Origin of the sequence: Polaribacter dokdonensis, assembly GCF_024362345.1 — a bacterium.
GTDB classification, from domain to species: domain Bacteria; phylum Bacteroidota; class Bacteroidia; order Flavobacteriales; family Flavobacteriaceae; genus Polaribacter; species Polaribacter dokdonensis.
The window spans coordinates 222,684-238,185 of record NZ_CP101505.1 but is presented as its reverse complement, the minus strand read 5'-3'; the positions used below and the strand labels follow the sequence as shown (position 1 = coordinate 238,185).

At 29.4% G+C, this 15,502-nt stretch carries 13 protein-coding genes; 9 read left to right on the top strand and 4 right to left on the bottom strand.

Annotated features, from left to right (window positions below; genetic code table 11):
• Nucleotides 1–15 precede the first annotated feature (15 nt).
• Nucleotides 16–174: a hypothetical protein gene (locus LPB302_RS01035; protein WP_231658725.1), complete on the top strand. Its 159-nt coding sequence runs from the start codon at nucleotides 16–18 to the stop codon at nucleotides 172–174.
• A 31-nt stretch (nucleotides 175–205) separates the two neighbouring features.
• On the opposite strand, the gene LPB302_RS01030 is transcribed toward LPB302_RS01035, so the two are convergent.
• Nucleotides 206–979: an XRE family transcriptional regulator gene (locus LPB302_RS01030; RefSeq protein ID WP_053974495.1), complete on the bottom strand. Its 774-nt coding sequence runs from the start codon at nucleotides 977–979 to the stop codon at nucleotides 206–208.
• 52 nt (nucleotides 980–1,031) lie between these two features.
• Between LPB302_RS01030 and dinB the strand changes: the two genes are divergently transcribed.
• The 8 genes from dinB (at nucleotide 1,032) to LPB302_RS00990 (ending at nucleotide 10,900) form a co-directional block, all read left to right on the top strand.
• On the top strand, nucleotides 1,032–2,246 hold the full coding sequence (gene dinB, locus LPB302_RS01025; RefSeq protein WP_053974494.1) for a DNA polymerase IV: 1,215 nt from the start codon (nucleotides 1,032–1,034) through the stop codon (nucleotides 2,244–2,246).
• Nucleotides 2,247–2,249: 3 nt separating this feature from the next.
• Nucleotides 2,250–5,273, top strand: a complete 3,024-nt coding sequence (locus LPB302_RS01020) for a DNA polymerase III subunit alpha (protein ID WP_053974493.1) — start codon at nucleotides 2,250–2,252, stop codon at nucleotides 5,271–5,273.
• A gap of 99 nt (nucleotides 5,274–5,372) precedes the next feature.
• Nucleotides 5,373–5,831, top strand: a complete 459-nt coding sequence (locus LPB302_RS01015) for a hypothetical protein (protein ID WP_053974492.1) — start codon at nucleotides 5,373–5,375, stop codon at nucleotides 5,829–5,831.
• 214 nt (nucleotides 5,832–6,045) lie between these two features.
• Entirely contained in the window at nucleotides 6,046–6,666 is a 621-nt protein-coding gene (locus LPB302_RS01010; RefSeq protein ID WP_053974491.1) for a YiiX/YebB-like N1pC/P60 family cysteine hydrolase, read from the top strand.
• Nucleotides 6,653–7,747: a serine hydrolase domain-containing protein gene (locus LPB302_RS01005; protein WP_231658724.1), complete on the top strand. Its 1,095-nt coding sequence runs from the start codon at nucleotides 6,653–6,655 to the stop codon at nucleotides 7,745–7,747. Before LPB302_RS01010 ends, LPB302_RS01005 begins: the two co-directional genes overlap by 14 nt.
• A 137-nt stretch (nucleotides 7,748–7,884) precedes the next feature.
• Nucleotides 7,885–8,739, top strand: coding sequence for an alpha/beta fold hydrolase (locus tag LPB302_RS01000; protein ID WP_053974489.1), 855 nt, complete (start codon nucleotides 7,885–7,887; stop codon nucleotides 8,737–8,739).
• 129 nt (nucleotides 8,740–8,868) lie between these two features.
• Nucleotides 8,869–10,203, top strand: coding sequence for an erythromycin esterase family protein (locus LPB302_RS00995; protein WP_231658723.1), 1,335 nt, complete (start codon nucleotides 8,869–8,871; stop codon nucleotides 10,201–10,203).
• 139 nt (nucleotides 10,204–10,342) lie between these two features.
• Entirely contained in the window at nucleotides 10,343–10,900 is a 558-nt protein-coding gene (locus tag LPB302_RS00990; protein WP_157593844.1) for a toxin-antitoxin system YwqK family antitoxin, read from the top strand.
• A gap of 57 nt (nucleotides 10,901–10,957) precedes the next feature.
• Here LPB302_RS00990 and capB read toward each other — a convergent pair whose 3' ends face one another.
• From capB to LPB302_RS00975, 3 genes are all read right to left on the bottom strand, one after another.
• Nucleotides 10,958–12,205 carry a cysteate-C-fatty acyltransferase gene (gene capB / locus LPB302_RS00985; RefSeq protein WP_053974487.1) on the bottom strand — a complete coding sequence of 416 codons (1,248 nt, stop codon included), beginning with the start codon at nucleotides 12,203–12,205 and terminating at the stop codon, nucleotides 10,958–10,960.
• A gap of 84 nt (nucleotides 12,206–12,289) precedes the next feature.
• A complete protein-coding gene (gene capA / locus LPB302_RS00980) occupies nucleotides 12,290–13,288 on the bottom strand; it encodes a cysteate synthase (RefSeq protein ID WP_053974486.1) in 999 nt (332 codons plus the stop codon).
• A 65-nt stretch (nucleotides 13,289–13,353) separates the two neighbouring features.
• Nucleotides 13,354–15,453: a S9 family peptidase gene (locus LPB302_RS00975; protein ID WP_053974485.1), complete on the bottom strand. Its 2,100-nt coding sequence runs from the start codon at nucleotides 15,451–15,453 to the stop codon at nucleotides 13,354–13,356.
• Between the last annotated feature and the right edge of the window lie 49 nt (nucleotides 15,454–15,502).

Here is a 15,502-nt window from a genome sequence, read left to right as displayed (position 1 = left end):
AAAACAAGAACTCCTATGATAAAAGGACTTTATGAAACACATTTATATGTTGAGAATTTAGAAAAATCAATTGAGTTTTATGCTAAAGTTCTTGTTTTTACACAATGCAGGTTTGGAGCTGAAAAACGAAATCTAACAGCGAAAAACGAGTTGTTACTTATAAAGAATGGTTAGAAATAAAAGATTAATAAACTACGCCTCTAATTTACCTGCTTAATTTATTAAGCGAAGCTAACTCTACCCCTAAATTTTGAAACATATTAATAATACTACTAATCTTTAATTCATGCTCTTCATATTCTTGAGTATTAATACTGCATGTAAACTTCCAAAGCTCTAGAACCTCAGAAATTGGCACTTGATAAGATTGATATGAAGGATTATCTGGCTTTAACAAAAAGCAACCTTTTTCTTCTATAAGATTCTCTACCCTTTTATAGGTCATACCATCATTTTTAGTAACAACAATATAAGAATAGCCGCTTTTTGCCTGTTTTATATCTTCTACAAACTCTGCAACCACATAAGAACCATCTTTCATAGGCAACATAGAATCACCTTTAATAGGAAAAGCCCTGTGTTTTCCTGTAGGTAAAAAAGGCAGTTTAATCTTTTCTAACTGTTCTATATATTCAGGGTCATCATAGCCTAATAAATACCCTGCAGAAGCTTTTGCTGGTATTACCTCTATAAGGTTTTCATTCTCACTATCTACAGCAATAGGAAACAATACACGCTTATTACCAACCTCTATAAAAGACACATCATTAGCTTTTGTTAAATCGTTTTTTATGATAATATCAATAGGTATTTTAAAATACTTAGAAAAATCTATTAAAAACTCTATAGTTGGTGATGATCTGTTCTCTTCGTAAGAACTTATTCTAGATCTAGTTACAGATAATTCTTCTGCTAAAGCTTCTTGTGTTAACTTTTTAAGATTTCTTAAATGCTTAATGTTTTTTGATAAATTATTCATAATGCTACAATATTGAGCAACAAATGTATGAATTTGTAGCTAATTTTGTAGTGTGAATAAACATATTTTACATCTTGATTTAGATACTTTTTTCGTTTCCTGTGAACGATTGATTGATAGTAGGCTTCAAAAAAAACCGCTTTTAGTAGGTGGTACAGGAGACAGAGGTGTTGTTGCTGCTTGTAGTTATGAAACTAGAGCTTTTGGTATACATTCTGGAATGTCTATGAAAATTGCCAGAAAACTATGTCCAGAAGCTGCTGTTATTAGAGGCAATACAGGTATTTATTCTAAATACTCAAATATTGTTACAGAAATTATAAGTGATAAAGTTCCTGTTTTTGAAAAAGCGAGTATTGATGAGTTTTATGCAGATTTATCTGGAATGGATGCTTTTTTTGGCAGCTATAAATATGCATCAGAATTGCGTCAGAAAATTATTAAAGAAAGTGGTTTACCCATTTCTTTTGGGTTATCTCAAAACAAAATTGTTTCTAAAGTTGCAACAGGAGAAGCAAAACCTAACAATCAACTTTTAATAAATAAGGGTTTTGAAAAAGACTTTTTAGCTCCTTTATCAATTAAAAAAATACCTTCTGTGGGTGAAAAAACCTATCAAGTTTTACGAAATCTAGGTGTAGATAAAGTAAAAGTGATACAAGAAATGCCTTTAGAAATGATGATAAGTGTGTTAGGCAAAAACGGAAAAACCATTTGGAAACGTGCAAATGGGTTAGACAACCCTCCTATTATTACCTATCATGAGCGCAAATCATTATCTACAGAAAGAACTTATAATAAAGACACTATAGATGTAAAAAAGCTAAAAGAAACCATTTTTGCAATGGCAGAAAATTTAGCTTATCAGCTTAGAAAGGGAAACAAATTAGCTTCTGTTTTTAGTGTAAAAATTAGATACTCAGACTTTAACACTTACAGCAAGCAAATAAAAATACCTTACACAAGTGCAGATCATATTATTATACCAACAGTTTTAGACCTTTTTCAAAAACTATATCAAAGAAGATTATTAATACGTTTGATAGGTGTAAAAGTATCTGATATTGTAAATGGTAATTATCAAATTAATTTATTTGATGATACTCAGCAAATGCTAAATCTGTACAATGCAATGGATACTGTTCGTGATAAATATGGCGAATTAAGCATTATGAGAGCTTCTGCAATGGGTGCAAAAACCATTGGCAGATTCAATAATCCTTTTAATGGTGAACCTCCTTTAGTTTTAGCTCATAGAAAACAATAATGTATGTATTTAAATTGTCATACATATTACTCTTTGCGTTTTGGAACCTTCTCTGAAATAGACCTTTTGCAACTGGCTGTAAAAAATAAGAGCAACTGTATTGCACTTACAGATATTAATAATACTTCTGCTTGTATGAATTTTGTGCAGCAAGCAAATAAATTAAATATTAAACCTGTAATTGGGGTAGATTTTAGAAATGGAAACTCACAACAATTTGTTGCTATTGCTAAAAACAACAGGGGTTTTCAACAAATTAATGCTTACCTCTCTTACTTTTTAGAAGCTAAAATAGATTTTCCTAATCAACCTAAATATTTAGAGGATGTTTTTATTATTTATCCTTTTGAGAAAGCACTAGAACTTAATTTAACATCGTTTAAAAAAAACGAATTTGTAGGGGTTTCTGTAGCCGAAATTAATAAGCTTAGATTTTCTTATTTAAATAAATACAAAGACAAAATTGTAATTCAACAACAAGTTACTGTTCGCAATAAAAAAGACTTTAATGCACATCGTTTACTTAGAGCTATAGATAAAAATATTCTGTTAAGTAAATTATCTAAAACTGAAGAGTGTTTAGAAACAGATGTTATGTACACGCTTCAAGACTTAAAAAATTACTTTAAAGATTTTACGAATGTTATAACCAATACAGAAAACTTATTAAATGCGTGTACTATCAACTTTGGGTTTAATGAAAACAGAACCAATCAAAACTTAAAATTTTACACCAATTCTTTTGATGAAGATTGTAAATTACTAAAGAAACTATGTGCAGAAAATTTAAAAAAAAGATATACAAAGCCTACTCAAAAAGTATATGATCGTTTAGAAAAAGAGCTAAAGGTTATTGTAGACTTAAAGTTTGTATCGTTCTTTTTAATAAATTATGATATTATACACTTTGCCAAAAGAAACAACTTTTTTCATGTTGGTAGAGGAAGTGGAGCCAATAGTATTGTTGCTTATATTATTGGTATTACAGATGTAGATCCTATAGAATTAGATTTGTATTTTGAGCGTTTTATAAATCCATTTAGAGCATCTCCTCCAGATTTTGATATCGATTTTTCTTGGAAAGATAGAGACATTGTAACCAATTATATTTTTAATCGTTTTAACAATGTTGCTTTATTAGCTACCTATGTAACCTTTAAATACAGAGCTATTGTAAGAGAATTGGGTAAAGTTTTTGGTTTGCCAAAAGAAGAAATAGACAAACTAAGCAAAGGTGTTTCTACCCTTGGTAACTATTCAAGGTCTCAAAAATTAGCAACTACCACTAAGAAAATCAATCAAGAAAAAAAGAGTCAGTTTGATTCTATGGCTCATTTGGTTTTAAAATACGGAAAACTCATAGAAGGCTTCCCAAATTATGTAAGTGTACATTCTGCAGGAATTCTAATTTTAGACAAACCTATTCATTATTTTTCTGCAACAAGTTTGCCTCCAAAAAACTTTCCTACAGTTCAGTTTGATATGAATATTGCAGACGATGTTGGTATTTTTAAATTTGATATTCTTGGTCAGCGAGGTTTGGCAAAAATAAAAGATGCATTAGCTCTAATTAAAGAAAATAATCCTGATGCACCAGAAATAGACATTACAGATATTGAGCGTTTTAAGAACGATAAAAAAATAAACAACCTTTTAAAAACAGGAGGCGCAATTGGGGCTTATTATGTAGAATCGCCTGCAATGCGTGGTTTAATGCAAAAACTACAAACGCAAGATTATTTAGGTCTGGTAGCTGCAAGTTCTATTATTAGACCTGGGGTTTCTAGCTCTGGAATGAAAGATGAGTTTATTAAAAGGCACAGATACCCTGAACATCGAAAAAATGCTAATCCTATTTTGTTAAAAATTATGCCAGAAACCTATGGAGTTATGGTATACCAAGAAGATGTAATGAAAGTTGCCAATCAATTTGCAGATTTAACTTTAGGCGAAGCTGATGTTTTACGAAGAGGAATGAGTGGTAAATACAGATCAGTATCTGAGTTTAAAGCTGTAGAAAATAAATTTATAGAAAACTGTAGAAAAAAAGGGTTTAAAGATGAGTTAATCTTTGAGGTTTGGAATCAAATTAAAAGTTTTGCAGGTTATGCTTTTGCTAAAGGACACTCTGCTTCTTATGCTGTAGAAAGCTACCAAAGTTTATTTTTAAAATGCTACTACCCTATTGAGTTTATGACTGCTGTTTTAAATAATGGTGGTGGTTTTTATTCTACAGAACACTATATTCATGAAGCAAAAATGCGAGGTGCAACAATTGAATTGCCTTGTATAAACACAAGCGATCATCCTAATATTGTAAAAGGTAAAACCATCTTTTTAGGCTTTGGTTACCTAAAAAACTTAGAACATTTATTAATAGAAAGAATTTTAAGCAGTCGTCAAACAGAAGGTAAATTCCTTTCTCTAAATAATTTTTTAGATAGAGTTTCTATATCTATAGAGCAACTCACTATTTTAATTAGAATTAATGCTTTTAGGTTTACAAAAAAACCAAAAACAACTTTGTTATGGGAGGCTACCTTTAGAATAAATGGAACTAAGAAAAACGAATTAGTAAGCCAAGGAAAACTATTTGGAGTTCCACATCAACAATTTAAGATACCAAAACTAGAAAGTCATTGGTTAGAAGATGTTTATGATCAATTAGAATTGATAGATTTTACTACTTATGATTATTTTTCTTTGGTTATAGAAGATTATCACAAGCATATTAAAGCAAAAGACATGTATAAATATGCTGATAAAAATGTGCTTCTTTATGGTAAACTTGTAACCACAAGATATAACAAAACAAGTACAGGAAAATTAATGAGATTAAGCACTTTTATAGATGTAGATGGTAATTATTTTGATGCTGTACACTTTACAAATGTGGTGCACTTGTACCCAATAAATGGTATGGGTATTTATGCTTGTTATGGTAAAATTACCAACAGATTTGGTTTTTGTAGTATGAATATTATAAAGTCTAAAAAAATGAGTATTGCTTTAAATCCTCGTTGTTAATTTTATATATTTAATACTTTCATATTTTAGAATACCTATTAAAACATTTACTTGATTTATCTGTTGTAAATAGCAAATAATTACAAACTCAATTCATAAATGATTAAGAGAAAATTTAACTTATTTTTATTAGTTACCTTATTATTAACTTTTTACAATTGTACTATTCCAACAGACTTTTACATCCAAAATTCTACGAAAACAACTCAAAAAATTGAGATTACACATAGCTTAAAATCAAGCTTAAAATCAAGCTTAAAACTAAAAAATGCTATTTTAAAATCATTTAGTCTTAAAGCTGTTACAGGTATACATAATCCTAAAAAATTTCAGCAAAATAAAACTGATGTGAAATTATTATTCACAGAAACATCAGATTCTACATTTGTATTTTATGCAAAGCCAAATACTACTATTCAAATTGCAAAATCTAGTAATTATAGATGGGCAAATTATTTAATAAAAAATATAACCATCAATAATGAATCTCTTAGTATTTCTCAATTAAAATCAAAATCTGAGAGAATGAAGCACGATTATATCTATAAGATTGATTAATAATGTGATTACTACTTTAAACCATAATCTAGTTTTAAAATTTAATGATTTGGATTTAATTTACATTTAAGCATTCCAACATTATTTCCTAAATTCGATGCATCATAAAAAAAGGTATTTATCTACATAGAATAATAAACTTTAATTCAAAAACAACATTATGATTAGTAGCTATAAATGTATATATTTTGTATTTATTTTCTCTTTTTTATTATTGAGCTGTACAACTAAAACAAATAATAATTTTCAACTGAAAGAAGGTGATATACTGTTTCAAAATACAGGCACAGATGAAATTGATACTGCAATAAAAGATGTAACAGCTACAGAAATGGCCAAAAATTATTCTCATGTTGGTATAGCCACAAAAAAGAATGGTGAATGGTTTGTGGTTGAAGCTATCCCCAAAAAGGGAATTCAAAAAACATCTTTAAATGATTTTTTAGATAGAAATAAAAATAAGGCGAATAAATCTCAGACTACAGTTGCAAGACTAGATGAAAATTATCAAAAATACTTTTCGAAAGCCATTCAATATGGTTTAGATAGATTAGGTACTCCTTATGATGAAATTTTTCTATGGGATGACAACTCTTACTATTGTTCTGAGCTAGTTTACAAGATGTTTTCGTCACAAAATTTACCAAAAGATGCTATTCCTTTTCTTACTCATCCAATGACTTTTAATGGCAAATCAGGTAAACCCATGCCTAGTTGGATTAAGTATTACAAAGAACGTAAACATTCTATTCCTGAAGGAATTGAAGGCACAAATCCTAATTTAATGGCTAGTAGTCCTCACCTAACATTTGTGCATGATTATGAAATTGAATAAAAAAACACTTCTCTTTTTCTTCTTTTCTTTAATCGTTTTTATTGGTTATTCTCAAAACATATACACTTACAAAAAACCTGTAACACTTAAAGATGGCTGGCAAACAGGTAGCATTCTAAACCAGAATATAGATACTACTTTAATTCATAAAGCATTTACTCAGCTTTTAAACATAGAAAATGAAATTCATAGTATTTTACTTATAAAAAATAACGAACTAGTTCTTGAGGAATATTATAAAGGATACACTATTGATAAACCTCATGATCTAAGATCTGTAACTAAAAGTATTGTTGCTATTTTATTAGGTATAGCCTTAGATAAGAATATTATTGAAGATATAAATGATCCTATTTCAAAATATTTAAAAAGCCCTGTACCTGCTAAAAATATTGATAAAAGGAAAAACGAAATCACCATAAAAAATCTAATCACCATGTCTAGTGGTTTAGATTGTGATGACTGGAATAAAAAATCGAAAGGACAAGAGGATAAAGTTTATAAGCGAAAAGATTGGCTGCAGTACACATTAAATTTACCAATAATTAATGAACCAGGCTCAACCTCTACTTATTGCACAATGGGTGTTGTATTGACAGCTGAAATCATTAGTCAAACTTCTGGATTATCTATAGATGAGTTTGCCAAAACATATTTATTTGACCCTTTACGAATTGATAATTTCTATTGGAGCCATACTTCTAAAAAAAAGGTGATACCATCAGCCAAAAGAGTTTATATGACTCCTAGAGATTTGGCTAAAATAGGACAGTTAGTTCTAAATAATGGCACTTGGAAAGGCGAACAAATTGTATCAAAAAAATGGATTGAAGAAGCTACTTCACCTAAAACTAAAATTACAAATATAGATTATGGTTATTTATGGTGGAACATTCCTTTTAACCACAAAAACACTATTATTCAATCTAAAATAGCTACAGGAAATGGAGGCCAATACATAATGATTCTGCCTTCATTGAACTTAGTAGCCATCTTTACAGGTGGTGCTTATAACTCACCAAAAGACAAATTACCTTTTGCTTTTTTGAATGATATTTTTATTCCCACTTTTAAAGAATAAAATTAAAGTTAATAAGTCTAAATTCAGAAATAAAAAATTTGAAGCTAAAAATATCATCAGTAATTAAAGAGAATATTTTATTAACGACACATTAACTAAATAATTAGTACTTTCAAAGATTATGTGAATAGAGGATTATGAACGTAAAAGAATGGTACAAAAGTGGTGAATTTACTAAAGTAAATGAGCTCAAGATTTTTAATAAAAGAGCTGGAACAGGTGAAACATTAGTTTGTATTCATGGTTTTCCTTCTTCTTCTTGGGACTTTGAAAAAATATGGTCAAAACTAACAGCAAGGTTTGACGTTATTACTTTTGATTTAATTGGATTAGGAAAATCTGCAAAACCTGATAGAGCATTATCAATTAGTTTACAAGCAGATATGATAGAAGAGTTATTGATTCAGAAAAACGTTTCTAAAGCACATATATTAGCTCATGATTTAGGTGATACTATTGCTCAAGAATTATTAGCAAGGCAAGCAGAAAACAGTTCTAAAATACTTTGGCAATCTTGTATTTTTCTGAATGGTGGTCTTTTTCCTGAAACACATAAAGCTCTTTTTATTCAAAAACTGCTCATTTCTCCTTTAGGTTCTTTTGTAACTAAATTCATGTCTAAAAAATCATTTACAAATAGCATGAACGGAATTTTCAGCAAAGCTCATCCTCCTACTTCAGAGTTTTTAAATGAAACATGGAATTTAATAGTTCATAACAATGGTATTGCTATGATTCCTAGATTAATTCGTTATATGAAAGAGCGAAAACTACATAGAGAAAGATGGTTAGCTCCATTAGTTAAAAATTTTATTCCTCTATTGCTTATTAATGGTATTGAAGATCCAATTTCAGGTAAACATATGGCTGATAGATATGCAATATTAATACCTAATGCAAACATTACTTTGCTAGAAAATTCTGGGCATTATCCTCATGTAGAAACTCCAAATAAAGTTCTAAAAGCTATTTTAGAATTTCATGAAAAATAAAGTTAAAGTGAGGGTTACTTTTATAACTCTTTAGAAACATAAAGTAAAGTTAATTGTAGATAAGCATTAATGTTTATACTGTTCGTTTTTACTACATTCGATGCTTAATCTATAGTAAATAATATAAAAGTGATTCTAAAATTAATTAATAGACTTTTTTCTAATAATAAAATTTTGCTCCTTTTCATCTTAATCCTACCTCTTTCTATAAATTCTCAAAAGCAAGAAACCATAAATTGGATTACAAAAAATTCTATCGAGATTGAAAACGCTAACCCTGATTCTGAACTGATTAATTTTAATAAAAATATACCTGAAAAATTTAAAAATGCTAAAATTTTTGGTTTTGGAGAGGCTTCTCATAATACCAAGGAGTTTTTTAACCTGAAAGCTAAATTTTTTAAATATTTAGTTAAAACACAAGGTGTAAGAACTTTTATTATGGAAGAATCTTATCAAGCAGAAAAAGGAATTAATGAATGGATAAGTGGTGGAAAAGGAGATATTAAAACAATTGCTAAAAATTTTAATATTGGCTATTGGTATACCAAAGAAATTGTGAACCTCTTAGCATGGATGAGAAATTATAACGCAAACAAACCAATAGAAAACCAAATTCGATTTTATGGAATGGATATTCAAGTTGGTAAAAGAATTAACCTAGAAATACGCGAGTTTATTGATGCTAATAAAATTAATATTTCAGAGAAAATATTAAAAATTGTAGATAGTTGTGCAAACAAAAAAATAAATTACAGTGTTAAAGATAATTGGTGGCAACAACAACTTCCTGTATTAAATCAATTAAAAAAAGAAATTTTAAAATCTAACAAGAAAGATGTAGCATACAATTCAGTAGAAAGAAGTCTAGATTATTTGATTAAATATACTGAATACGCATCAAAAATTAATTTAAAATATCCAGAAAGCACAAAGAGTAGAGATTTAAAGATGTTCGAAAATGTTAAATGGATTGTTGAAAATGAAGCTGAAAATGGTAAGGCATTTATTTGGGCACATAATGAACATGTCAATAAAAAAGAGATGTATTATACAGGAAGTGAAATCATAAATTTAGGTCGCCATTTAAAAGACTATTATAAAGATGATTACTATAGTATTGGGTTTGATTTTGGAGTTGGTAAAATTGATGGTTTAACAACTAACAAAAAAAGTGGTAATCGTTGGGAAATTCATCATATAAAAAAACCTTTTAAAAAAACATACGCCTATACTCTAATGTCTGTAAATAAGAATATTTATTTTGTAGATTTAGAGAAAGCGAATAAAAATGGTACTTCTAACTTTTTTAACAAAAAAAACAAACATTTATTAATTGCTGCTGGTGGCTATCAACCAAAACCTCTTCATAAAATAATGATAAATAAGGTATATGCAGACACCTATGATGCCTTAATCTTTGTTAAACAAATTTCACAACCTGATTACAATTTAGACAGATAAAAGCCTTTAAGAATAGCTTAAGTAGCTTATTCCAATTCCCTTATTTAAAGTAGATATATTCTAAAAAGATTTAACATTTCTTTAAAGTTGTATTTTGTAATTTAATGACTTAAAACATTAATAATTAACAACTTAAATAATGAAAAGTATTTTAACCTTTATTAGCATTTTATATACGATAAATAATTTCGCTCAACAAATGTTGCCAATGAGTAATACAGAAATCAAAAAAGAGATTTCTATGGCAGATGCAACTGGTAAAACTACTAATGGAGTTTATAAATATTATGCCAAAGGTGATAATAAACCTTTTACAGGAATTTTATTTGCCAAATATAAAAATGGGAATTATGAATCTTGGCAAGAATTTGAAAATGGTGTTGGACAAGGAAAATGGATTAACTATTATGAAAACGGAAATTATAAAGAAATAGGAAACTATAATAACAATTTAGTAGAAGGCTCAATTCAAAAATTTTATAAAAATGGGATTTTAAAGTCAAAAGGTACTTACAAGAATTGGCGAATTAAAATTGGTGAATGGAAATATTACAATAAAGATGGTTCTTTAAACAATACAATAGATTATGGTAAAAAAGGTAGTATAGAAGAAGTAAAAGCTTACTATAAACGAGGTGAAATATCTTACCAGTGGTATAGTAGTATTCTAAAGAAAAATGGATTTACTGAAGATTAATTAAAACAAAAAAGCCAAACATTGCTGTTTGGCTTTTTTGTTTTATGAAAATTTCATTTACATCATTGATGCAGCAATTTTCTTATAAGTTCCATTTTCTAAATTCTCTCTAATTGCAGAAAAAGCAGTAATGGTTTCATCAATATCTTCTTGAGTATGTGTTGCTGTTGGTATTAATCTTAAAATAATTAATCCTTTTGGAATTACAGGATACACAACAATAGAACAGAATATACCATGATTTTCTCGTAAATCGTTAACCATAGCCATTGCTTCTGGAATATCTCCTTTTAAGAAAACTGGAGTTATACACGTTTGTGTAGTTCCAAGATCGAAACCAGCATCTCTTAAACCAGATTGCAAAGCATTTGTGTTTTCCCACAATTTCTCTTTTAACTCTGGCATTGTACGCATCATATCTAAACGTTTTAAAGCACCTTTAACCATTGCCATTGGTAAAGATTTTGCAAACATTTGAGAACGTAAATTGTATTGTAAAAACTGAATTACATCTTTATCTCCTGCTAAGAAAGCTCCAATACCTGCCATCGATTTTGCGAAAGTTGCAAAATAGACGTCTATATCTTCTTGAACTCCTTGCTCAAAACCAGTTCCTTTACCACCTTCACCAAGTGTACCAAAACCATGAGCATCATCTACTAATAATCTAAAGTTGTATTCTTTTTTAAAGGCAACTATTTCTTTTAAACGACCTTGCTCTCCACGCATTCCAAAAACACCTTCAGAAATTACCAAAATTCCTCCACCTGTTTTTTCTGCCATCTTTGCAGCACGTTTAATGTTTTTCTCAAAACTTTCCATATCATTATGACGATATACGAAACGTTTACCTGCATGTAAACGAACACCATCAATAATACAAGCGTGTGTATCTATGTCATAAACAATAACATCGTTTTTTGAAACTAATGCATCAATTGCAGACATAATACCTTGATAACCGAAGTTTAATAAGTATGCCTTTTCTTTTTCTACAAAAGCAGCACATTCTTCTTCTAATTGTTCGTGGAAAGGTGTATGACCAGACATCATTCTTGCACCCATTGGATAAGCCATACCATGCTCTAAAGCAGCCTCTCCATCAACTTTAAGTACTTCTGGATGGTTAGCTAAACCTAGATAATCATTAATACTCCAAGTAACTACTTTCTTACCATTAAAAGACATTCTATTAGAAATAGGACCTTCTAACTTAGGAAACACATAATATCCTTCTGCTTGATCTGCCCATTTTCCTAAAGGACCCTTATCTTTTTTAATTCTATCGAATAAATCTGTCGTCATTTTCTACTATTTTTTCAAGTTTGCAAAGTTAGCAAAAAAATAGAGTTTAGACAATTAGCGAAGTTTTGTTCTAATTTTAAAAAATTAATCGATAAAACCCTGAATTTTCATCCATTTTGCATTATAAATCTTATTCATGTATCTAGAGCCATGATCAGGAAATATAAGTACAACAAAACTATCTTCTGTAAAATAATTTTGTGCATTGTATTGTTTTGTTGCTTGTAAAACTGCACCACAAGTGTATCCACAGAAAATACCTTCTTGCTGTACAATATCTCTAGCAGCAAAAGCTGCTTCTTTATCTGAAACCTTTTCGTAAATATCTATCACATCAAAGTTGGTAGCAGTTGGTATTAAATTTTTTCCTAAACCTTCAATTTTATAAGGTGAAACCTCATTTAAATCTAACTCACCTGTTTCATGATATTTTTTTAATACAGAACCTATAGCATCTACACCTAAAATTTTAATATTAGGATTTTGCTCTTTTAGATATTGACCTGTACCTGAAATTGTACCTCCTGTTCCACTAGCAACAACTAAATGTGTAATTTTACCTTCTGTTTGTTTCCAAATTTCTGGCCCAGTGGTTTTATAATGTGCTTCGCTATTTAATTCGTTAAAATATTGATTGATATAAACAGAATTCGGAGTTTCTAAATGAATTCTCTTTGCAACTTCGTAATAAGATCTTGGATCGTCTGCTGGCACATTTGCTGGACAAACATGTACCTCTGCTCCCATTGTTTTTAGTAAATCAATTTTGTCTTGAGATGATTTATCTGATACTGCTAAGATACATTTGTAGCCTTTAACTAAGCCAATCATTGCCAAACTGTAACCAGTATTACCAGAAGTAGTTTCTACAATTGTAGCTCCTTTTGTTAGAATACCTTTTTTCTCTGCATTTTCTACAATGTGCAATGCAATTCTATCTTTTTGAGATAACCCTGGATTAAAAGCTTCTAATTTTGCGAAATAAGATCCTTTTAAATCTTTGGTAACTCTTTGTAATTTTACAAGTGGCGTTTGCCCTACTAAATCTAAGATAGAATCTTTTATGCCCTGATTTCTTGTCATTGTTGTCATTTCAATCGAGTGCAAAAGTACATTTCCTATTTGAATTACAAAAAATGCACGTACTTTTAATTATCTAACTTATTTTCTAGCGCTAAAATAAATGTATAATCTTTAGCTGTTTCCTTTAATGCTTCAAAACGTCCAGATGCTCCTCCATGACCTGTTTCCATATTTGTATCTAAAAACAATAAGTTTGAGTCTGTTTTTAACTCTCTTAATTTAGCAACCCATTTTGCAGGCTCCCAATATTGTACTTGAGAGTCATGAAAACCTGTGGTTACAAGCATGTGTGGATATTCTTTAGCTTCAACATTATCATAAGGAGAATATGATTTTATATAATCGTAAAACTCTTTATTGTTAGGGTTTCCCCATTCATCATACTCGCCTGTTGTAAGTGGTATACTATCATCTAACATAGTAGAAACTACGTCTACAAAAGGCACAGCTGCTATAATACCATTGTAAATTTCTGGTTTCATATTTATAATTGCACCCATTAATAAACCTCCTGCAGAACCACCCATAGCATATAAATGTTTGGCTGATGTATATTTATTATCAATCAAAAATTGAGAACAATCTATAAAATCATAAAACGTATTTTTTTTATGCAACATTTTTCCTTCATCATACCAATCTCGTCCTAAATATTCACTTCCTCTAATATGTGCTAAGGCATATACAAACCCCCTGTCTAACAAACTTAAACGAGTTGTAGAAAAACTATCAGGAATGGTATATCCATAAGAACCATAAGCATATTGCAACAATGGTGTGTTTTCATCTAACACAGTGTCTTTGTGATAAACTAAAGAAATAGCTACTTTTTTACCATCTCTTGCTGTTGCCCAAACACGTTCGCTTTTATAATTTTCTTGTTGAAATTTACCTCCTAAAACTTCTTGCTGTTTTTTAATTTCTTTGGCTTTGGTAGCCATATTAAAATCGATAACAGAACTTGGTGTTGTAAAAGAATTGTATGAATATCTTATTACTTCAGTATCAAACTCAGGATTACCATAAACACCTGCTGAATAGGTTTCTTCATCAAAAGGCAAATAGTAATCTACTGTATCATCCCAACGTTTTATGCGTATTTTATTGAGTCCATTTGTTCTTTCTTCTAAAACCAAATAATCACTGTAAATAGAAAAATCTTCTAATAAGGTATCTTTTCTATGTGGAATTACGTCTACCCAATTTTCTACAGTTGTTTTAGAAACAGGCGTTTTCATCAACTTAAAATTAGTAGCACCATCTTTGTTTGTTAAAAAATAGAAATGATCTTTATAATGAGAAACATTGTACTCTAAGTTTTTTAATCTTGGTTGTAAAACTGTAAATTCTCCTGTAGGATTATCTGCATCTAAATACCTAGATTCAGTTGTCATTGTTGCAAAAGAACTTATAATAATATATTTCTTAGATTTTGACTTGGTTACATAAGTTCCAAAAGTGTCATCTTCTTCATGATAAATTTCTACATCTTCAGAAGTTGGTGTTCCTAAAATATGTCTAAAAATCTTTTCGCTTCTTAAGGTAGTTGGGTTTTTCTTGGTATAGAAAATGGTTTTATTGTCATTTGCCCAAACAGAGCCTCCAGTAGTATTTTCTATAATATCGTCATAGATTTCACCAGTTTCTAAATTCTTAATTCTTAAAAAGTATTGTCTTCTACTTACAGTATCTGTGGCAAAAACAACCAATTTATTATTAGGTGATACATTTAAACCTCCTAATTGGAAATATTCAAAACCTTTAGCCATTTCGTTTACATCAAACAAAATTTCTTCTCTCGCTCCTAAATTCCCTTTTTTTCTGCTGTAGATAGGATATTGTTTCCCAACCTCATATCTGGTATTATAGAAATAGCCATTGTTTTTATAAGGTACAGAAGAATCATCTTCTTTAATTCTACCTTTCATTTCTTGAAACAAATCTTCTTGAAAATCTTTAGTATATGCTGTAACTTCTTTATAATAGTCGTTTTCGGCTTCTAAATAATTGGTAACTTTTTGAGTTTGCTCATCTTTTATTGGAGCTAATTTTTGCTCATCAGACAAACGCATCCAAGAATAGTTATCTACTCTAACATCTCCATGTTTCTCTAATCTAGTAGGTTTCTTTTCTGCAATTGGATGTTTAGCATCTGTACTCTTCATTTCTAGTAATTTTTGGCGTCAGCAAAAATAAGACTTAATTGTAAGCCTT